Genomic DNA, 20528 nt, shown 5'->3' with positions numbered 1-20528 from the left:
GGTCTAAGCCAGACGGGCGACGGCGAAGTCGGCCAGATCTTCCAGGGCGGCGCGCCAGTCGCCGGCCGGGAAGACGGCCAGAGCGGCCTTGGCGCTGGCGGCGTAGCCGGCGGCCGCCGAGAGCGTGGCGTCCAGGGCGCCACTGTCGCCCACCAGCTGGCGGGCCCGCTCGAAATCGGCCTCGGTCTGCTCCCGGGCGTCGACGGTGCGCATCCAGAAGTCCCGCTCCTGCGCACCCGTGTGCTTGATGGCCAGGATCAGCGGCAGGGTCGCCTTGCCCTCGCGGAAGTCATCGCCAGGATTCTTGCCGAGGGTCTCGCTGGCCCCGGAATAGTCCAGGGCGTCGTCCACCAGCTGGAAGGCCAGGCCCAGGTCCTGGCCGAAGCGGCGCAGGCCACGGCACTGCTCGGGGCTGGCGCCGGCGCCGACGCCGCCCGCCTCGGCCGCGGCGGCGAACAGCTCGGCGGTCTTGGCCTTGATGATCTCCAGATAGACCGCCTCGTCCAGGTCCAGGTCGTGGGCGCGGGTGAGTTGCAGCACCTCGCCCTCGGCGATCACCCGGCTGGCCCGGGCCAGGATCTCCAGAGCCGACATGGAGCCGGTCTCGACCATCAGCTCGAAGGCCCGCGCGAACAGGAAGTCGCCCACCAGCACGCTGGACGGCGCGCCCCAGATCAGATGGGCGGCCACCTTGCCCCGGCGCAGCTCGGAGGAATCCACCACATCGTCATGCAGCAGGGTGGCGGTGTGGATGAACTCCACGGCTGCGGCCAGCTTGCGGCAGCCATCGTCCTGGGCGCCGGCCAGGCGGGCGGCGGCGACGGTGAGCAGCGGGCGCAGGCGCTTGGCCGAGCCGCCGATCAGGTGTTCGGCCAGGGCCGGGATCACCGAGACCGGGCTCTGCATCCGGTCGCGGATCAGGCTGTCGACGCCGGCCATGTCCGAGCGGGCGAGCTTGAGCAGGTGATCGAGGCTGACCGGCTTGGCCCTGGTGTCTGCGGCGGCGGCGTCCACGACGAAATACTCCAGATGGGGCGGCCGTTTGCGGGGCCGCCGTTGCGTCCGGACAATGGTCACGCGATAGGGGGCGGTCAAGGCGCGCCCGCGCTTCTGGAGCCGCTGATGTCCGAGCCGTCACACGTCCCGGTGGAGCCGCCGACGGAGAACCGTCTTCTTGGGGGGCGCATTGTCCTGCGCCAGCCGGCGCGGGGCTACCGCGCCGGGCTGGACGCGGCCCTGCTGGCGGCGGCCTGCGATTCAGGTCCTGGGGAGCGGGTGATCGAGGCTGGCTGTGGGGCCGGCGGCGCCCTGCTGGCGGCCGCCGCGCGGCGACGCGACGCGGTCTTCACAGGGGTTGAGCGGGATGCAGACGCCCTGGCCCTGGCGCAGGGCAATGTGGCGCTGAATGGGATGACGGCGCAGGTGAGCGTCCTCTCCGGCGACGTGACGGCGGGATTTCGCGCCCTGGACCTGCCGCCCTTTGACGCAGCCCTGGCCAATCCGCCCTTCTTCGATGACCCCCGAGCCCTTCGCGCGCCGGCTCCGGAAAAGACCGGCGCCTGGATGGCCGATGGGGGCCTGGCCGCCTGGACCGGCTTCCTGCTGAAGGCCGTTCGGGAGGGGGGCAGCATCACCCTGATCCACCGGGCCGACCGGCTCGGCGATCTGCTCAGCGGGCTTGGAGTCAGCGCGGGATCGTTTCAGATACGGGCGATTCAGCCCTTCGCGGATGCCCCCGCCAAGCGGGTCCTGGTGCGGGCGATCAAGACCGGCAAGACGCCCTTGCGGCTGCTGCCGCCGCTGATTCTGCATGGGCGTGAGGGGACCGAAAAGCACACGCCGGAGGCCGAGGCGATTCTGCGCGGCGAGGCGGATCTCGCGTGGCTCTGAGAAAGCTTGACCAGAAGCCGTTGATTCTGCGGGACAATGCGCCGCATGGGCGCCCCATTTCCGACCTATAGGGTCCAATGGCCAGACGCGCTGGCCAGCGGGGCGGCTCTGCGCAGCCCCGGCTCTGACACGAAAACCGACGAAACCCGCCGAGAGTTCCCGGCCCGTATCGAAGAGATCCTGCGTTTTGAGTTTGTCTGACCTGTCGGCGCCCCGGATGGATGGGCGTTTCCTGGCCCCTCGCCTGTTCGCCCTCACCGCCGCGGCCATGGCCGCCACCATGGCCACCAGCGCCGTCGCAGACGCCAGTGTGGGTCTGGCGGCTCGCCTTTCCCAGGTGAGCCTCGCCCCGCTCGTCAAGGCGCCCCCGGCCCTCCCGGGACCCGTGGTTCGCGAGCTTCAGTGGGAAGGCCAGGACATCGACGGGGATGGCCAGCCCGACTTCGTCAATCCCACCGGCCAGGCCCCGCGCACCCATGACGCCTATGGCTCCGGCGCCTATGGCGCCTCCCGCGACGGAGGCGTGCGGGCCCATGAGGGCGTGGACTACGCCGCCACCGCCGGTCAGGTCGTGGTCGCCCCCATCTCCGGCTATGTGACCAAGATCGGGCACGCCTATTCCAGCGACGCCAGCCTGCAGTTCGTGGAAATCTCCAACCCAGCGCTCGGCTACGAAGCCCGAGTTTTCTACGTCGAGCCCGATGTGAAGGTGGGCCAGGCGGTGCGCCTCGGCGCCCCCATCGGGACCGCGCGGGGCCTGCAGGACAAGTATCCCGGCGGCATGACCGACCATGTCCATCTCGAACTGGCCAAGTCCAAGGCCCGCTTTGACGCTACCGAGGTCATCGTCGCCCGCTACGTGGCCGTCGAGACGACCGCCGACTGAGCCCCTGCGCGGCGCACGCTCCCGCCGCGCCCGCATTCTTCGCTTGCCGAATGCTGTTCGGAAGGTCGGAATGGTCGGGACGAAGCGCGGACCCTCACCGGTCGAAGCGCCGGACAAGGGCGGTCAACGCCCAGGGAGGATGCGATGAATATCAGAGTGAACCCGCAGGCGGACTCCGTCGAGGCCGTCGAGGCGACCCCGCTGGCGGAGCTCAATCCCGGCCGGGCGGCGCGATTCCAGGACGACACCATCTGGCCGGTGTTTGAGCGCCTGCGCCGGGAGGACCCCGTCCATCTCACCGAAGAGAGCGAGTTCGGCCGCTACTGGTCGGTGACCAAGTGGGACGACATCCTGGCCGTCGACACCAATCACGAGGCCTTCTCCTCGGCCGACGGCATCACCCTACCCAACCTTGAGGCCATGGAGGCCCAGCGCAAGGCGCTCGGCGAGGATCGCCCGCGGCGCGCCGGCGCCGGCTTCATCACCATGGACGAGCCCGAACACGGGCGTCAGCGCAAGGCGGTCAGCCCCACGGTGGCGCCGGGCAACATCACCAAGATGTCCCCCATCGTCCGTCAGCGGGCGGGCGAAATCCTCGACTCCCTACCGATCGGCCAGGAGTTCGACTGGGTGGACCTGGTCTCCAAGGAGCTGACGGCGATGACGCTGGCCACGCTCTTCGACTTCCCCTTCGAGGACCGACGCAAGCTGACCTACTGGTCCGACGTGGTCACCAACGCCCCGGGCCACGGCCCGGTGACCAGCTGGGAGCAGAAGGCCCGGGACATGATGGACTGCTTCGGCACGTTCAAGCAGATCTGGGACCAGCGGGTGGACGCGGCCGAGCCGGGGATCGACCTGATCTCCATGATGGCCAACAACACCGCAACCCGGGACATGCCGGTGCAGGAGTTCCAGGGCAATGTCATCCTGCTGATCGTCGGCGGCAACGACACCACCCGCAACACCATCTCCGGCAGCGTCTACGCCCTGAACAAGAACCCCGACCAGTACGCCAAGCTGCGGGCCAATCCCGAGCTGATCTCGTCGATGGTCTCCGAGACGATCCGCTGGCAGACCCCGCTGGCCCACATGGCCCGGGTGGCGACACGGGACATCGAGGTGGGGGGCAAGATGATCCGCGAGGGCGACCGGGTGGTCATGTGGTACATCTCCGGCAACCGGGATGAGAGCCGCATCGAGCGGCCCAACGACTACATCATCGACCGGGAACGCCCCCGCGAGCACCTGTCCTTCGGCTTCGGCATCCACCGCTGCGTGGGCAACCGGGTGGCCGAGATGCAGCTGACCATCATCTGGGAGGAGATCCTCAAGCGCTTCCCCGAGATCAAGGTCCTGGCCGAGCCCCAGCGCACCTATTCCGCCTTCGTGCACGGCTATGAGACCCTGCCGGTGATCATTCCGACCCGGAACTGAGGGGCGCCAGGAAGTCGCGGACAAAGAAAAAGGCCCTCCGGAAACGGAGGGCCTTCGTCGTTCGGCGGTGAGCCTTGTGAGGCCTAGTTGCGGGCTTGGTCCACCAGCTTGTTCTTGGTGATCCAGGGCATCATGGCGCGCAGGCGCTGACCCACTTCCTCGATCTGATGCTCTGAACCGCGGCGGCGGGTGGCCTTGAAGGAGGCCTGGCCCGACTGGTTTTCCAGCATGAAGTCACGAACGAACTTGCCCGACTGGATGTCGTCCAGCACGCGCTTCATCTCGGCCTTGGTCTCCGGCGTGACGATGCGGGGGCCGGTGACGTACTCGCCGTACTCCGCGGTGTTGGAGATCGAGTAGTTCATGTTGGCGATGCCGCCCTCATAGATGAGGTCGACGATCAGCTTCACCTCGTGCAGGCACTCGAAATAGGCCATTTCCGGGGCGTAGCCGGCTTCCACCAGGGTTTCGAAGCCCGCGCGGATCAGCTCCACCAGGCCGCCGCAGAGCACGGCCTGTTCGCCGAACAGGTCGGTCTCGCACTCTTCGCGGAAGGTGGTCTCGATCACGCCCGAGCGGCCGCCGCCGATGGCCGAGGCATAGGCCAGGCCGAAGTCCAGGGCGTTGCCGGTCGGGTTCTGGTGGATGGCGATCAGGCAGGGGACGCCGCCGCCCTTCTGGTACTCGCCGCGCACGGTGTGGCCGGGACCCTTGGGCGCCACCATCAGCACGTCGATGGAGGCCTTGGGCTCGATCAGATTGAAATGCACGTTCAGGCCGTGGGCGAACAGCAGGGCCGCGCCGTCACGGATATTGGGGGCGATCTCGTTGTTGTAGATCTCGCGCTGCAGCTCGTCGGGCGCCAGCACCATCATGGCGTCGGCCCAGGCGGCGGCTTCGGCGACGGTCATCACCTTAAGGCCGTCGGCCTCGACCTTCTTGGCGGTGGCTGAACCAGGGCGCAGGGCGACCACCACGTTCTTCACGCCGGAGTCCACGAGGTTCAGCGCATGCGCGCGCCCCTGGGAACCATAGCCTACCACCGCGATTTTCTTGTCCAGGATGCGGGCGAGGTCGGCGTCGCGATCATAGTAGACGCGCATGATTGTTCTCCTGAAACAAGGTTCGTCCACGGCGCCATGCCATGGCGCCGCAGCAAAGGCCGCGCCATCGACCGTTTTTTTGCGCAAAGGTCAAGGGGCGCAACGTCACGCGCCGCCCCTTGCGCCCACCGAGCTGCGCACAGAGAGTGCGCCCGATACGAGGGAGACAGGCCATGGACGTGACCGCGAAGCAGGTGGTGAAGGCCTGGCGGGAGGCTGGACCGGCCAAATGGTTCGCCAAGGACGAGGCTTTTGACCGCGGGCTGGCGCGCGACTTTGAAGCCGCTCACCACGCCGCGGCCCGGGGCGAACTGGACGAATGGGCCAAGGATGCGGAAGGCGCGCTGGCCCTTCTGATCCTGCTCGACCAGATCCCGCGCAACATCTTCCGCGACTCCGGCCACGCCTTCGCCACCGACGGCAAGGCCCGCGCCATCGCCAAGCAGGCCATCGCCGCGGGGCATGACCAGGCGACGGCGGCGATCCTGCGGCCCTTCTTCTACCTGCCCTATGAGCATTCCGAGGACATGGGCGACCAGGATGAGGCCGTGCGGCTGTGCGCGGCCCTCAAGGCGGCCGAGGGCGACGCCGACACCCTGAAATGGGCCGAGATCCACCGGGACATCATCGTCCGGTTCGGCCGCTTCCCCCACCGCAACGCCGCCCTGGGCCGCCGGACCACGCCGAGCGAGCAGGCCTTCCTCGACGAGGGCGGCTTCGCCGGTTGATCACTGCGTCCGTCCTGTGGACAGAGGGTCGCAGGGCGATTGCGACCGCAGCCAAGCCCTGCGCGAATCATGGAAAGCTCCCCGCTTGCATTTCCCGCGAAAGGCCGTTCCGTGAACGCCCACGTTCCGCCCGCCCCCCGGCGGCCTGATCACCCCGAGCAGCAGTATCTCGACCTGCTGTCCGACATTCTGAAGACCGGGGTCCAGCGGGGCGACCGCACGGGTACGGGCACACTCGGCGTCTTCGGCCGGCAGATGCGCTTCGACCTGGCCAAGGGCTTCCCCCTGCTGACCACCAAGAAGCTGCACCGCAAATCGATCATCCTGGAGCTTTTGTGGTTCCTGCGCGGTGACACCAATGTCGGCTGGCTGCAGGAGCGGGGCGTCAGCATCTGGGACGAATGGGCCGACGCCGACGGCGAGCTTGGCCCGGTCTACGGCAAGCAATGGCGGTCCTGGACGGCGCCGGACGGCCGGGTGATCGACCAGATGGCCAATGTGGTCGAAAGCCTGAAGACCACGCCGCACTCGCGCCGCCACATTGTCAGCGCCTGGAACCCCGTCGATGTGGACGACATGGCACTGCCGCCCTGCCACTGCCTGTTCCAGTTCTTCGTCGCCGAGGGCAAGCTGTCCTGCCAGCTCTATCAGCGCTCGGCCGACGTCTTCCTGGGCGTGCCGTTCAATATCGCCAGCTACGCCCTGCTGACCCAGATGGTGGCCAAGGTGACGGGGCTGGAGCCCGGCGAGTTCGTCCACACGCTCGGCGACGCCCACCTCTATCTGAACCATGTCGACCAGGCCCGCGAGCAGCTGACGCGAGAGCCCTACCCCTTTCCGACCCTGACGCTGGCCGACAAGCGCGACCTGTTTTCCTTCGACTACGAGGACTTCAAGGTCAGCGGCTACAAGGCCCACGACAAGATCGCCGCCCCCATCGCGGTCTGAGGGCGTCGCTCACGCCCCGCCCAGCGGCGCGGCTCGCGCCAGCTCCGCCAGCCCGCCGACAAACAGACTGACGCACATCTCCGTGGCCTCATCAGCCCCCATGAGCCCCTGCCCCACCAGCTGGCCCGCCCGGTCCGTCACCGCCCACAGGAGGTCGACGGCGGCGATCGCCGTCGGCAAGGGCAGGCCGTAGGCCCGCCGGGTGGCGCGGACGAAAAAGCGGAAAGCCTGCTCACGGTCCTCCCGGTCCTGCGCCTCCATCAGCCGGGCGACCCCAGGATCGGCCAGCAAGGCGGCGATGAGCGCCCCGCGCGCCTCTGTCTGACGCAGATAGAGGCCCGTGGTCCGCCGGATCAGGTCGGCGAAGTCGCTCGCCTCCAGGGCGCCGCGCATGCCCCGGTCGTTCAGGTCGCGCTGCTCGCGCTGCAGAAGGGCGGCGAACAGGGCCTGCCGGTCGGGGAAGTAGTTGTAGACGAGACCCTTGCTGACGCCGGCCGCCCGGGCCACCCCGTCCATGCTGATGGCCGCCAGGCCGTCGGCCAGCACGAGTTCGGCGGCGCGGTCGAGAATCTGGTCGCGCCTGGCCTGGGGCGTCAGGCGGGTGCGTTTGGTCTCAGCGCTCATGGCCCCCTCAACGCCCGGCGCCCCGGCCATCGTCAAGCCCAAAGGCTGGAGGACCCCTTCAGCAGCCGGGTCATCATCAGAAGACGGGCGATGACCGGGCCGCCAGACGCCGCCCGCAGGCGGCTCTCATACCAGGCGACCTCCGTCTTGGGGGATTCGCCAAGCCCGACGATCTCGCCCTCGGCCACATAGTCGCAGTCCAGATGAACCGGGCCGGCCAGATGCTGCAGCTCGATGGCCCCGAACATGCCGACGAACTCGCCCTCGCTCCTGAACAGCGGGGTCTCCACCGTCCGCAGGGCGTCGATGACCACCGCTGGCGCGGCGACTCGGCGCCCGTCCGCGTCAGGGGTGGTGTAGCCCGCCAGCGGCTCGGTGATTCCCCGCCCCCGGACCAGGGCCGTGGCGGAGGGGATGATCGCCGGGACCCCTGTGACGGTGTCGCCGACCTTCGACCCCCGCAGGATCCGCAGGTCCGCCCCGGGACGGACCTGCGCGGCCTTGTGCCTCAGCGGGGTGTCGGCCAGATCGCCGCCGCTCCAGGCCTCCCCCTCGCAGACCCTCTGGCCCTCCGGCGTCTGCATCCAGGCGGGCGCGCGGCGGACCCCGTCCCCCTGCTCGACCACAGGACCGAGACAGGCCTGGACCGGCTCCCCATCCGTGGTGGGCTGGAGAAAGTACAGGGAGAGCCCGCCCCGCTCGGTCCAGGGCCGGCCAAAGCGCGCGCCATAGAGCGGCGGAAACTGCTCCATGTGAATGTTGCCGGCCACGGTGCCGCCCCGAAACCCCAGGCCCTGGGCGGTGTCGTCATCATGGATCGAGCCCACGGCGCCGCGGGACTCGTTCACCGGCCGACGGAGCGGACCAGCCAGCCCCCCATCGGGCAGGTCGAGGGTGGCGAAAGCGGTCTGATCGGCCATGGCGTCCTCCTTGACGAGATCGCCAGCCTCGCGCCTATTGACGATCTATTCAATAGTGGGGACGCGGAAATGCAGTTGGGGCTCTCATCGGAAGACCTCGATTTCCAGGCCGCGGCCCGGGACCTGATCGGCCGCACCTTTCCCGAGAGCGATCCCTTTGACGGCGGCCGCGCCCACGAGCAGCGCTGGCACGCCGCGATGGCGCAGCTGGGCTGGGAGATCAACAAGTGGCCGGTGGCCTTTGGAGGGCCGGGCTGGAGCGCGACTCAGCACTTCATCTGGGAACGGGAGACCACCGCAGCCGGACTGCCGGCCCAGGTGGGCGGCATGGGCATGGGCATGCTGGCGCCCATTCTCTTCGCCTATGGCGCGCCGGAGCAGCAGGCCCGCTTCCTGCCGGACATCCGCGCAAACCGTGTCCGCTGGTGCCAGGGCTATTCGGAGCCCGAGGCGGGGTCCGACCTCGCCGCGCTGCGGACCCGGGCGGCGCTGGAGGGCGACCACTACGTCATCGATGGCGAGAAGATCTGGACCAGCGGCGCCCACCAGGCCGACTGGATGTTCTGCCTCACCCGCACCAGCCAGGAGGGGAAGAAGCAGGAGGGCATCACCTTCCTGCTGATCGATATGCGAACCCCCGGGGTCACGGTCCATCCCATCGTCTCCATCGACGGGCGGCACATGTTCAACCGCGTGACCTTTGAGGGCGTCCGGACACCAGCCGCCAACCGGGTCGGCCGCGAAGGCGAGGGCTGGACGGTGGCCAAGGGCCTTCTGACCCACGAACGGACGGGCCAGGCCTATGTGTCCCTGTCGCTCAGTCTGCTGGCCAGATTGCGCGAGGCCGCCGCCAGCGTGCCTGGGGCGAACGGGCGGAGTCTGCTGGACGATCCGGGCTTCGCCGGCCGCCTCAGCCTGGCGGCCATCGAGCTCGAGGCCCTGGCCATGACCGAGCTGCGCACCCTGTCGGAGGTGGCCATGGGCGAGGCACCGGGCGCGCAGTCCTCCATGCTCAAACTCAAGGGGACCGAGATCGTCCAGCGGATGACGGAGTTCTTCGTCGAGTGCGCCGGACCCTATGCGGCCCCCTGGTTCCCGGAGGTTTTCGGAACGCCCGAGACCGTTGGCCCGGACTGGGCGCAGCCCGAAATGGTGCGCTATCTGGAAGGCCGCGCCGCCAGCATCGCGGGCGGGTCCGACGAGATCCAGCGGAACATCATCGCCAAGCACGTCCTGCGCCTCTGAGGTCAGGCGGCGGGCGCCACTTCCCTGCACGCCCCGGGTCGGCTACCCCCATGACCATGGCACGCATCCTCCTTACCGCCGGTCCCATCGCCCGCGCCCGCAACGGCGTCATCGGCCGGGACGGCGGCCTGCCCTGGCGGCTGAAGAGCGATCTGGTGAATTTCCGCGCCCTGACGCTCGGCAAGCCGGTGATCATGGGCCGCAAGACCTGGGACAGCCTGCCCAAGAAACCCCTGCCCGGCCGCACCAACATCGTGCTCAGCCGCGACGGGTCTTTCGGTCCGCGGGACGCCCTGGTGTGTGAAGACTTCACCGAGGCGGTGCAGATCGGCCGCGAGATGGCCGAAGACGACGGCGCCGAAGAGGTCTGCGTCATCGGCGGCGCCTCCCTGTTTGCGATGGCCCTGCCGCGGGCCCAGCGGATCTACCTCACCGAGGTGGAGGCCGAGGTGGAAGGCGACGTGGTCCTCGCCCCCTTCGACGAGAGCGCCTGGACCGAGGTCAGCGCCATGCGACACCCGGCCGGCGAGGATGACGACTATCCCTTCACCCTGCGGGTGCTGGAACGGCGCTAAGTCCCCTCAAAGCCCTCTGGTCCTTACGCGACGGCGCCGGCCATACTCCGCCTCAACAAGACAAGAGGAGGACGCCCCATGGACATCGAACTGGTCTGCGAAGGTCTGGAATTTCCCGAAGGCCCCATCGCCATGGCCGACGGCTCGGTCATCCTCACCGAGATCAAGGCCCAGCGCCTGTCGCGCATCACACCCGATGGCCAGCGCGAGACCCTAGTGGAGACCGGCGGCGGCCCCAATGGCGCGGCCATCGGTCCGGACGGGGCGATCTACATCACCAATAATGGCGGCTCCTTCACCTGGCCGCAGCAGGATGGCCTGACGATTCCGGGCCCGACTCCGCCCACCCACGCCGGCGGCATGATCCAGCGCTACGACCTGAAAACCGGCGAGCTGACGACTCTGTATGACGCCTGCGATGGCCGCCCGTTCGTCGGACCCAACGACCTGATCTTTGACCGCCAGGGCGGCTTCTGGTTCAGCGATCACGGCTGTTCGACGCCGGAGGGCCGCAAGTTCGGGGCGCTCTACTACGCCAAGGCCGACGGCAGCCATGTGGCCCGTCTGCGCGACCATCTGATCGCCCCCAATGGGGTCGGCCTCTCCCCGGACGAAGACGTGGTCTATCTGGCCGACACCCAGCTTGGCCGGCTCTGGGCCTTCGACATCGAGGCGCCGGGCCAGTTGAAGGCGCCGACGGGCTTTGCGCCGGGCCGGGTGATCGCCAACCTGCCCGGCTATCAGTTGCTGGACAGCCTGGCGGTGGAGGCGGGCGGCAAGGTCTGCGTGGCGACGATCATCAATGGCGGCGTCACCGCCTTCGATCCCGCAGGATCGACGGAGCATTTCCCCGTCCCCGACATGATCGTCACCAACATCTGCTTCGGCGGCGCCGACATGCGCGACGCCTGGATCACCGCCTCCTCGACGGGCCGGCTCTACAAGGTCCGCTGGCCAAGGCCGGGGCTGAAGCTCAACTACAACGCCTGAGGATCAGAACCGGCAGGCGCTTTCGGGCGCCGCCGGATCGCGGACCCAGCCCCAGGCTTCCACGGCCTGGCCCCTTGGCAGGTAGGTCAGGCTGAGCGGGGCGCCGTCGCGGGTGATGGACAGGGTGATGGTCTGATCCTGATCCTTGCGCGCGACATTCAGATTGCGGACGTCGGTGATCTGATCGCCTTCGCGCAGTCCAGCCTGCGCCGCCGCCGAACCGGGCGCGAGGCCCACGACGATCCGCTCGCCGTTCAGCACCGCCCGGGGGAAGCCCAACTCGAAGGTGCGGACCTGGCGGGGAACGACCTTCAGGCAGGGGGCGTAGAGGTCAGCCGGCGGCAGCCGCCGCTGGCCGCTCGCCATGGCCTCGTAACGGGCCTGAGCCTCATCCGCGCCGATCTGCGCCCCCACCAGCTCCAGCCACAGGGGGATTCCGTGGGGCTCGCCGGCCAGCTGGGCCTTTCGGATCGCCTTGACGATGTCATCGAGGCTGCTGGCCCCGCCTGAGGCCCGGCGGATCTCCGCATCGGTCTGCAGCAGGTACATCCAGCCCCGGCCATAGGGCACGGTCTGGGCCACGGGATCGGTCCAGAAGATCTCGGCGGCCTGGGCGTTGGTGAGGCTGATGTGGGGGTTGGCGTAATAGGCGTCGGCGCGACCGTTCATGGTCTCCACCACCTGGTCGAGGGGGGTCACGCCGGCCCGCCAGGACAGGACCAGCGAATAGAACTCGGCCATGCCCTCGCTGTACCAGGCCGTCTCGCCATGCTCGCCGGCCATGGCCGGCCAGGTATGGGCCACCTCATGGGACACAAGACCCAGCAGGCTCTCGACGGTGGGCTGATCGGCGGGATTGTAGCCAAACATGAAGGAGCGCCCCAGCGCCGTGCCCCCCACCCCGTCATAGGGATTGGCGCGCATGAAGACGCGATAGGGCGTCCCGGGCGGATCGCCAAAGAAGGCCGACATATGGTCGTAAAGCCGCCGGGTCCTGTCGGCGAGAACGGCCGGATCGAAGGGCGGATCGGTCAGCCAGTACATGTGGAAGCCCTCGCCGCCATCCGGTGGGAAGACGTCCAGGGGGCCGCCGGCATAGAAGCTGAAGGCCAGGGCCTGGGACGGCAGGATCGTCTCCACGGCCCCATCGCCATAGGTCCAGGCGCCGCGGGATGGCGCTGGAACCTGCGAGAGGTCCCAGTCCAGGCGAACCGACCAAGGCCCCGGGGCGACGGGGGCGGCGAGAAAACCGACCCCGGCGCCGATGAAGCCGCCGGCCTCCTGGCGCAGATCAAACAGGGGGCCGTTATTGGTGGCCGCGGTGACGGCGCGGGGCGGGGCGGCGTAGCTGACGATCACGTCGCCTTGCGTGGCGCGATCCACGATCCAGCGGCGATAGGTCCCCTGCGGGGTCGGCGACTCTTCGGTCTGGCTCAGCGGGATCACGCCCAGGTCGTCGCGGGCCTGCAGCGCCTGGCCGTCATAGCGGGCGGTGGGGATGCCCACCAGGCTGAGCGGCAGACGCACCAGGCCTTCTCCGGCCGCCAGGTCAGGGGCCGACAGGACCATGCGCACGTCCAGGGCGTCGGCCCGGGGGGTGAGGGTCAGGTCGAGGCGCGGCGGACCGCCCTGGGCGCAGGCCGGTCCGGCCAGGGCCAGGACCAGCAGACCTGCGCGGAGCATGGTGCGAACGCCGTGGAACATGGAACCTCTCCTGTGGAGGTCAGCCTAGCTCCAGGGCGGCGCAAGTTCTGTGCGAAAGCGCCGCGAGGTCTGCGGGCGCCGCATAAATCTTGCCGCACGGGGGGGGATGGGCCGGCAGGCCCGGCGCGGGGGCCAGGCCTGCCGACGTCATCACTCAGGCCTCTAGTAGAGCTTGGCCATGGCGGCCCGTTCGAACGGGACCAGTTCGTCGCTGCGGCCTTCCTTCACCTTTTTCGCCCATTCGGGGTCCTGCAGCAGGGCGCGGCCGACGCCCACCAGATCAAACTCGTCCCGCTCCAGGCGGTCGAGCAGCTTGTCGAGCGAAGCCGGCTGCGAGCCCTCGCCGGCGAAGGCGGCGATGAATTCACCCGACAGACCCACAGAGCCGACAGTGATGGTCGGCACGCCGGTCAGCTTCTTGGCCCAGCCGGCGAAGTTGAGGTCCGAGCCCTCAAACTCCGGCTCCCAGAAGCGCCGCTGCGAGCAGTGCAGCATGTCGGCGCCGGCCGCGGTCAGGGCGCCGAGCCAGGCCTCCATCTCCTTGGGATTGGCGGCCATGCGGACCTCATAGTCCTGCTGCTTCCACTGGCTGATGCGGATGATCACCGGATAGTCAGGGCCCACCGCCTGGCGGACGGCGCGCAGGATGTCGGCGGCGAAGCGCGCCCGGCCGGGCAGGTCCTTGGACCCGTAGGCGTCCTCGCGGACATTGGTGCCGTCCCAGAAGAACTGGTCGATCAGATAGCCGTGGGCGCCGTGCAGCTCGACGGCGTCGAAGCCCAAGGCCTTGGCGTCGGCGGCGGCCTGGGCGAAGGCGGCGATGGCGTCGGCCACCTCCTCATCGGTCATGCCCTTGCCGAATTCCTTGCCCGGACGCGACAGGCCAGACGGGCTGTCATAGGGGCCCGGCGGGGTCCACTCCGGATCGCGGGTGCGCACCGCGCCCACGTGCCACAGCTGCGGGGCCATCTTGCCGCCCACCTCGTGGACGGAGTCGATCACCCGTTTCCAGGCGGCCAGTTCCTTCTCGCCGTGGAAGCGTGGGACGTTCTTGTCATTGACCGAGGCCGGGCGGTTGACGCCGGTGCCCTCGGAAATGATCAGGCCCACATCGGCCTCGGCCCGGCGGCGGTAATACTGGGCCACCTCCTCGGTCGCCACCCCGTCTGGCGAGAAGGACCGGGTCATGGGCGCCATGACGATCCGGTTCTTGAGGTGCAGACCCTTGAAGCTGAAGGGACGGAAGAGGGCGTCGAGGGCGGCCATGGAGACTCCATTCAAACGGGCGTTCGACCGGGACCCTAGGGAATATCCAGGGCCGGCGTCACGCGAGAAATTCTGTCAGCGCCCCCATGCGGGCGACGAACGGCGCCTCAGACATGCAAAAGCCCGGGCCGCGCAGGCGACCCGGGCTCAGCTAGGGTGCGAAACCGCCTACTGGACGGCGTCGAGCATCTCGATCTCGGGACGGCCCGCGAGGCAGGGGCCCATCTTCGGGCCGGCGGCCTTGAAGTATTCGGTCTGGCCGTGGGCCTTCAGGGCCTCTTCGTTGGCGTAGATTTCCAGGACCTTATAGGTCCCGGGCTCGGCCCGGCTCTTGGTGAGCTGGTAGACGAGGCAACCCGGCTCATTGGCCTTCACCTGGGCCATGAGGTCCTTGAAGACCGCTTCGAATTCATCGCCCTTGCCGTCCTGGACCTTGAGGGTCGCCACCACGCCGATCATAAGCTCGCTCTCCCAACGATTGTTTGAATCGACGGTAGAGGCCGACCCGGTGCGGGGCAAGGGGCGCTGGGCAGGGCTTGTGCGGATCAGGCCCGCTCGTTCCAGCCGTAGGCGACCCAGTGATGGCCACCCAGATGCTGGGCCTCGATCACGCCGTCCTCGGCGCCGCCCTTGTCCTTGCGACGGCCCATGCGGCTGGCGCGCACCGCGAAGGCGGCCAGGCCGACCAGCAGGCTGAGCATCAGGCCGACCACGACGACGGTGGCGGCGAACACGAAGGCCAGGACCACGCCGACCACGACCGCCACGGCCGCTGCGATCGCGCCGCCGATAGCTGTGAGGCTGCGGAGAGCGGGCTTGCCGCTCTGGGGGGGTTGCTGGTCCATTATCTCCTCTGGTCGCCTCTCTCTGGGGGCTGAGCGAAGTCTTTGTCCTATGCCCGGGAAGGTCAATCCTGGACGGTGATATTGGCCACAGGATGGCGCATTAAGCGGCGCCGACCAGGGCCAGTTCCCGCCGTTCGCGCATGGCGGATTCAAAAGCTGAGTTGATCGCCTTGGCCTTGGCTTCGGCGACTTCGATGAACTCCTGGGGCAGGCCCCGCGACCGGGCCCGGTCGGGGTGGCTCTCGATCAGGGCGATCTTCCAGGCCGCCCGCAGCTGATCGTCGCTGGCGTCGTGGGGGGCGCCCAGCACCGCATAGGGGTCGTCGGCTGCCAGGCCGAGGTGGGTGGCCTTCAGGCGACGGAAGACAAGCTCGGAAAAGCCGAACAACTCCGCCACGCGCTCCAGATAGACCATCTCGTCATCGCTCACCGCCCCGTCGGAGGCGGCGATGTGGAACAGGCCGTCCAGGACGTCCTCAAGGATCTGCGGGCAGTTGCGATAGCGCCGGGCCAGCCGCCGGGCGTAACTCTCAAAGCCGCGAGTGGTCTGGCGCGCCAGGTTGTAGAGGCGCCGGACATTGGGCCGCGAGGCCTCGTCAGACTGGAAGACTTCGGAAAAGGCGTCGAACTCGGCGCGACCCGCCTCGCCGTCGGCGCGGGCGAGCTTGGCGCCCAGGGCTGTCACCGCCGTCGAGAACGCAGGATCCTCCCCCGGCAGGCCAGCCGGGCAGTCGGGGCAATCGGCGCCGTCAGGAGAACGGACAGCCAGGCCAGCAATTTTGCGCCAGAAGCTCATTGGTCTAATGCCACAAGCCTTAGGAAGATGGCGTCGGGATGACAACGCCAATCGAACATCAGGCAGGTTAAGTTTTGGACAGGCTCTGGAGTTTCTCGATCGACCGAGGCGGCACCTTCACCGACGTGATCGCCCGCCGCGACGACGGCGAGGTCCGGACCCTGAAACTTCTGTCGGCCTCGCCGGCCTATCCTGACGCCGCCATCGAGGCCATGCGGCGGGTGCTGGACGCCGCGCCTGGCGCGCCCTTCCCGGCCGAGCGCGTGCGGGCCATCCGCCTGGGCGCCACAGTGGCCACCAACGCCCTGCTGGAGCGCAAGGGCGCAAGCACCCTGTTCGTGACGACGAAGGGCTTCGCCGACGCCCTGCGGATCGGCGACCAGACCCGGCCGGACCTCTTCGCCCTGAATATCGTGCGGCCAGAGCCGCTCTATGCCGAGGTCGTGGAGGCCGAGGAGCGACTGGACGCCCAGGGCGGCGTGGTCACGCCTCTGGCGGAGGCGGCCCTGACCGAGGCGCTGCAGGCGGCGCGGGCGGCGGGCCGCACCTCGGTGGCCATCGCCTTCCTGCACGCCGACCTGAATCCGGACCACGAGCGGCGCGCCGGGCGCCTGGCGGTCGAAGCCGGCTTTGAGTTCGTCGCCCTTTCCCATGAGGTCTCGCCCCTGCCCCGTTTCCTGCCGCGTGCAGAAACTACGGTCGCGGACGCCTATTTGACGCCGGTCCTGCAAAAATATGTGCAGGGCGTGGCCCGGGCGGTGAACGGGGCGCCCCTCTACTTCATGACCTCGGCCGGCGCCCTGGTCTCGGCCGCCGCCTTCCGCGGCCGCGACGCCGTGGTCTCTGGTCCGGCCGGCGGCGTCGTCGGCGTGGCCAGGACCGCGCAGGAGGCCGAAGAGCCCGCGGTGCTCGGCTTCGACATGGGTGGCACGTCCACCGATGTCTGCCGCTATGCCGGACGCCTGGAGCGGCGGGACCGGGCGGTGGTGGCTGGCGTGCGCCTGCGCAGCCCGATGCTGGATATCGAGACCGTGGCCTCCGGCGGCGGATCGATCCTGGAGTTCGATGGCCTTCGGGCGCGCGTCGGCCCGCACAGCGCTGGCGCCGATCCGGGGCCTGCGGCCTATGGACGGGGCGGACCGGCCACGGTGACGGACGCCAATATCGTGCTCGGACGGCTCGATATTCGACGTTTTCCCCCCATTTTCGGACCAAATGGCGACGCGCCTCTCGACGCTGATGCGGCTCGCCATCGGCTCGCAGAACTCGCCCAGGCCATGGGCGCCAAGAGCCCCGAGACGGCGGCGGAGGGCTTTCTCGCCATCGCTGTGGAGCAGATGGCGCTGGCCATCCGCAAGATCTCCACCGAGCGGGGATTCGACCCCCGGGACCACGGGCTGGTCGCCTTTGGCGGGGCGGCCGGTCAGGTGGCCTGCCAGACCGCCGAGGCCCTGGGGATCACCCGGGTCCTGTGTCCGCGCTACGGGAGCCTGCTGTCGGCCTATGGCATCGGCCAGGCCCAGGTGCGCGCCCTGCGGCAGGCCGGCCTGGAGCGGCGGCTGGACGCCGAAGGACTGGCGGTCGCCGACCGGCTGGCGCAGGGCCTGCTGGCCAGCGCAGCCGACGATCTGGTCCACCAGGGGGCGGCGGCCAGCGCTCAACAAGTCACTCTCCAGCTGCGCTATGACGGGGCCGACGCCGAGCTCCCGGTCGTCCCGGGTGTTCTCTCCGAGGTTCGGTCGGCCTTTGAAGCCGCCCACGCTCGACTGTTCGGCTTCATCGAGGCCGACCGCCAGATCCTGATCGCTGCGGTGGAGGCCGAGGTCAGGGACGGACGCGGCGCGGACGCTGCGGCGTCGCCAGGTGGGACCGACTCGCCCAGCGCCGCAGAGCCAGGGAGGGCCGAAGTCTATGTCCAGGGCGAGCGGGTTCTGGTCCCCGTGGTGGAGGCCGCCGACCTGACGGCCCTGGAGGGCCCGGCCCTGATCATCCGTCCCGACACCCAGATCGCCCTGGCGCCGGGCTGGCGGGCGGAGGCCGGCGCCGAGGGCCTCATCGTCCTGCAACGCCTGGCGACAGACGAACGGTCGGCGGGCTCGGTCCAGGACCTGACCACCGCCGACCCGATCACGCTGGAGCTGTTCAACCGCCGCTTCATGGGGGTGGCCGAGGCCATGGGCGCGGCCCTGGAGCGCACCGCCCAGTCGGTGAACATCAAGGAGCGGCTCGACTTCTCCTGCGCCCTGTTCGATCCCGAGGGCGGGCTGGTGGCCAATGCCCCCCACATGCCGGTGCATCTGGGCTCGATGGGCGCCAGCGTGCGCGCGGTGCGCGACCGCCACCGGGTCCTAGCTCCCGGCCAGGCCTTTGCGCTGAATAACCCCTACGCCGGCGGCACCCACCTGCCCGACATCACCGTGGTGATGCCGGTCTTCGTGGGCGGCGCTGAGCGCCCGAGCTTCTATGTGGCGGCCCGCGGCCACCATGCCGATGTGGGCGGGGTGCAGCCGGGCTCCATGCCGCCCTTCTCGAGGACCATCGAAGAGGAAGGGGTCCTGCTTGACGCCCTGCCGATCATGGCCGGGGGCAAGTTCCTGGAAGCGCCGGTGCGGGCGGCGCTGGCCGCCGGACCCTGGCCGTCCCGGGCGCCGGACCGCAACATCGCCGACCTGAAGGCCCAGATCGCCGCCTGCCGGGCGGGCGGCGAGGCGGTGGCGGCCATGATCGAGAGCTTCGGCGCAGCCACGGTCGAGGCCCATATGGGCCACGTGCAGGCCAATGCGACGGCGGCGGTGCGCCGGGCCATCGGCCGGTTGCGCGACGGGGCGGCGACGACGCAGATGGATGGCGGGGCGACCATCGCGGTCGAGATCAAGGTCGATCCGGCCGCCGGCCGCGCGGTGCTCGACTTCACTGGCAGCTCCGACCAGGTGACGTCGAACTTCAATGCGCCGGCCTCCATCGTCGATGCGGCCGCCCTCTATGTATTCCGCACCCTGGTGGACGACGACATCCCCCTGAACGCCGGCTGCCTGGCGCCCCTGGAAATCCGCGTGAGGAAAGGCTCCCTGCTCGATCCCGCCCCGGGCGCGGCGGTGGTGGCCGGCAATGTGGAGACCAGTCAGCACGTGGTCGACGTGCTCTATGCCGCCCTGGGCGTCATGGCCGGCGCGCAGGGCACGATGAACAACTTCACCTTCGGCGATGAGACCCGCCAGTACTACGAAACCCTGTGCGGCGGGGCCGGGGCCACGGCGACCACCCCGGGCGCCGATGGGGTCCACACCCACATGACGAACTCCCGCCTGACCGATCCCGAGATCCTGGAGCGGCGGTTTCCCGTGCGTCTGGAACACTTTGGCCTGCGCGCCGGGTCAGGCGGCGCCGGCGCACAGCGGGGCGGCGATGGGGTGGTGCGGCGCCTGCGTTTCCTGGCCCCGATGGAAGCCGCCCTTCTGTCCAGCCGAAGAACTCATCCGCCAGCGGGTTTGGCCGGGGGCGGCGCGGGGGCGGCGGGCCGGCAGGCTTTGATGACCGCCGCGGGCGAGGTAAAGGAACTTTCGGGCTGCTTCTCCGTTGCAGTGGCGCCCGGCGACACGCTTGAGATCCAGACCCCGGGGGGCGGGGGCTATGGGTCCGCCGCGTCGACCTGACCCCCTGACCTTCGAGGCGCCAATCCGTGATTTCCCCCTTGCTGTTCGCCCTGGCCCTGGTGGCCCAAGACGCGCCAACCCCCGAGGCCGCGCCGATGGAGACCGCCACCCCCAACGCGACCGTCGCCGAAGCCGCCTACCCGCCCGGCGCGCCCCGTGACCCCTATGGGCTGGTGGCCTGGTGCTATGGCGCCCTGTCGGCGCACAAGGGCCTGCGCGATCAGGTGATGCCGGAGGTGGTCCGCATCGAGACCACCTATCGCCGGCCTGGCACGTCCCTGGAGGACGACCTTCAGGCCTATGAGGACCTCAACCGGTTGAGCGAGGGCAATCTGGCCCTGTTCAGCCGCGCCATGGAGGCCGCCGAAAAGGCGAGCCCCCGGCCGATCAACGCCCATGGCGCCGACGCCCTGCGGCGGGGCCGTGGTACCTGGAGCCGCGCTGCTGACCTGCCCAAGGCGCGTCTGGCGCAGGAATGGATGAGCTGGACCCTGCCGGCGCGCTGCGAAACGACCGCCGTGGCCCTGGAAGAGCGCGCGCGCCTGATGGGACCGGCCTTCGACCTGTCGGCGGAGATCGAGCCGGCCGCCCCGGAGACCCCGGAGGTTCCCGCCGAGGCGACCCGCGAGCCCGGGTCGGTGGAAGAGCCCGTCATCGGCGGCTGACGCGCCCGCCATAGAAGGCAAGCTTGAGAGCCCTGTCGGAGCGGATTCGCCGCCCCGGCGGGGCTTTTTATTGGCGACGAGGACCCGCCTTGCCCCAGATCAGCTCTGTTTGACCGAAAAACGCCGGAATTCGCCGTTTTCGCCACGGGTGTGGCCGGAACGTGACAGGTCAAGCCGAGGGCCGGTTTTCAACCTCGCGCCAATTCCAGCCCATTGATTTAACTTGCATTTTTCCGCCCCCGCTCGAAGACAA

General features: G+C 69.2%; 19 protein-coding genes. 10 read left to right on the top strand and 9 right to left on the bottom strand.

All coding sequences use genetic code 11. The features are described 5' to 3' along the window. Positions 1-3: 3 nt before the first annotated feature. Entirely contained in the window at positions 4-1014 is a 1011-nt protein-coding gene (locus Q8N19_RS14305; protein WP_305591852.1) for a polyprenyl synthetase family protein, read from the bottom strand. Between the two features lie 108 nt (positions 1015-1122). Here Q8N19_RS14305 and Q8N19_RS14300 point away from each other — a divergent pair, with 108 nt between their 5' ends. From Q8N19_RS14300 to Q8N19_RS14290, 3 genes are all read left to right on the top strand, one after another. Then, positions 1123-1890, top strand: coding sequence for a methyltransferase (locus tag Q8N19_RS14300; protein WP_305591779.1), 768 nt, complete (start codon positions 1123-1125; stop codon positions 1888-1890). A gap of 187 nt (positions 1891-2077) precedes the next feature. Beyond that, entirely contained in the window at positions 2078-2776 is a 699-nt protein-coding gene (locus tag Q8N19_RS14295; protein ID WP_305591777.1) for a M23 family metallopeptidase, read from the top strand. A 144-nt stretch (positions 2777-2920) separates the two neighbouring features. After that, entirely contained in the window at positions 2921-4213 is a 1293-nt protein-coding gene (locus Q8N19_RS14290) for a cytochrome P450 (RefSeq protein WP_305591775.1), read from the top strand. An 83-nt stretch (positions 4214-4296) separates the two neighbouring features. Here the strand turns inward: Q8N19_RS14290 and ilvC are convergent, their stop codons facing one another. Further along, the gene (gene ilvC / locus Q8N19_RS14285) at positions 4297-5316 is read right to left on the bottom strand and encodes a ketol-acid reductoisomerase (RefSeq protein ID WP_293318646.1); all 1020 of its coding nucleotides are present in this window, start codon (positions 5314-5316) and stop codon (positions 4297-4299) included. A 173-nt stretch (positions 5317-5489) separates the two neighbouring features. Here ilvC and Q8N19_RS14280 point away from each other — a divergent pair, with 173 nt between their 5' ends. Together Q8N19_RS14280 and Q8N19_RS14275 are read left to right on the top strand one after the other, a co-directional pair. Then, complete coding sequence (locus Q8N19_RS14280) at positions 5490-6044, top strand: DUF924 family protein (protein WP_305591773.1); 555 nt, start codon at positions 5490-5492, stop codon at positions 6042-6044. A 111-nt stretch (positions 6045-6155) separates the two neighbouring features. Further along, positions 6156-6992, top strand: coding sequence for a thymidylate synthase (locus tag Q8N19_RS14275; protein WP_305591771.1), 837 nt, complete (start codon positions 6156-6158; stop codon positions 6990-6992). Between the two features lie 9 nt (positions 6993-7001). Here Q8N19_RS14275 and Q8N19_RS14270 read toward each other — a convergent pair whose 3' ends face one another. Continuing rightward, positions 7002-7616, bottom strand: a complete 615-nt coding sequence (locus tag Q8N19_RS14270) for a TetR/AcrR family transcriptional regulator (RefSeq protein ID WP_305591769.1) — start codon at positions 7614-7616, stop codon at positions 7002-7004. Between the two features lie 32 nt (positions 7617-7648). Continuing rightward, positions 7649-8536 carry a hypothetical protein gene (locus Q8N19_RS14265; RefSeq protein ID WP_305591767.1) on the bottom strand — a complete coding sequence of 296 codons (888 nt, stop codon included), beginning with the start codon at positions 8534-8536 and terminating at the stop codon, positions 7649-7651. A gap of 69 nt (positions 8537-8605) precedes the next feature. Here Q8N19_RS14265 and Q8N19_RS14260 point away from each other — a divergent pair, with 69 nt between their 5' ends. The 3 genes from Q8N19_RS14260 (at position 8606) to Q8N19_RS14250 (ending at position 11346) form a co-directional block, all read left to right on the top strand. Beyond that, a complete protein-coding gene (locus Q8N19_RS14260) occupies positions 8606-9781 on the top strand; it encodes an acyl-CoA dehydrogenase family protein (protein ID WP_305591765.1) in 1176 nt (391 codons plus the stop codon). A 50-nt stretch (positions 9782-9831) separates the two neighbouring features. Next, a complete protein-coding gene (locus tag Q8N19_RS14255) occupies positions 9832-10356 on the top strand; it encodes a dihydrofolate reductase (RefSeq protein ID WP_305591763.1) in 525 nt (174 codons plus the stop codon). Positions 10357-10434: 78 nt separating this feature from the next. Beyond that, positions 10435-11346, top strand: a complete 912-nt coding sequence (locus tag Q8N19_RS14250) for an SMP-30/gluconolactonase/LRE family protein (RefSeq protein WP_305591761.1) — start codon at positions 10435-10437, stop codon at positions 11344-11346. A gap of 3 nt (positions 11347-11349) precedes the next feature. On the opposite strand, the gene Q8N19_RS14245 is transcribed toward Q8N19_RS14250, so the two are convergent. From Q8N19_RS14245 to Q8N19_RS14225, 5 genes are all read right to left on the bottom strand, one after another. Then, positions 11350-13050 (bottom strand): hypothetical protein, encoded by a 1701-nt coding sequence (locus Q8N19_RS14245; protein WP_305591759.1) that lies wholly within the window; start codon positions 13048-13050, stop codon positions 11350-11352. A 162-nt stretch (positions 13051-13212) separates the two neighbouring features. Then, entirely contained in the window at positions 13213-14316 is a 1104-nt protein-coding gene (locus tag Q8N19_RS14240; RefSeq protein WP_305591757.1) for an NADH:flavin oxidoreductase, read from the bottom strand. 168 nt (positions 14317-14484) lie between these two features. Then, entirely contained in the window at positions 14485-14775 is a 291-nt protein-coding gene (locus Q8N19_RS14235) for a putative quinol monooxygenase (RefSeq protein ID WP_305591755.1), read from the bottom strand. A gap of 86 nt (positions 14776-14861) precedes the next feature. After that, positions 14862-15161, bottom strand: coding sequence for a hypothetical protein (locus Q8N19_RS14230; protein ID WP_305591753.1), 300 nt, complete (start codon positions 15159-15161; stop codon positions 14862-14864). A gap of 100 nt (positions 15162-15261) precedes the next feature. Continuing rightward, positions 15262-15957 (bottom strand): DnaJ family molecular chaperone, encoded by a 696-nt coding sequence (locus tag Q8N19_RS14225; protein ID WP_305591751.1) that lies wholly within the window; start codon positions 15955-15957, stop codon positions 15262-15264. 74 nt (positions 15958-16031) lie between these two features. On the opposite strand from Q8N19_RS14225, the gene Q8N19_RS14220 reads away from it, so the two are divergent. Beyond that, a complete protein-coding gene (locus tag Q8N19_RS14220; RefSeq protein ID WP_305591749.1) occupies positions 16032-19610 on the top strand; it encodes a hydantoinase B/oxoprolinase family protein in 3579 nt (1192 codons plus the stop codon). 26 nt (positions 19611-19636) lie between these two features. Further along, positions 19637-20275, top strand: coding sequence for a hypothetical protein (locus Q8N19_RS14215; RefSeq protein ID WP_305591747.1), 639 nt, complete (start codon positions 19637-19639; stop codon positions 20273-20275). The last annotated feature ends 253 nt before the right edge of the window (positions 20276-20528 follow it).

It is taken from the genome of Phenylobacterium sp. (genome assembly GCF_030693405.1).
In the GTDB taxonomy this organism is placed as follows: Bacteria; Pseudomonadota; Alphaproteobacteria; order Caulobacterales; family Caulobacteraceae; genus Phenylobacterium.
Note: the sequence above shows the minus strand (reverse complement) of the source record. Positions and strands in the feature narration are given on the sequence as shown.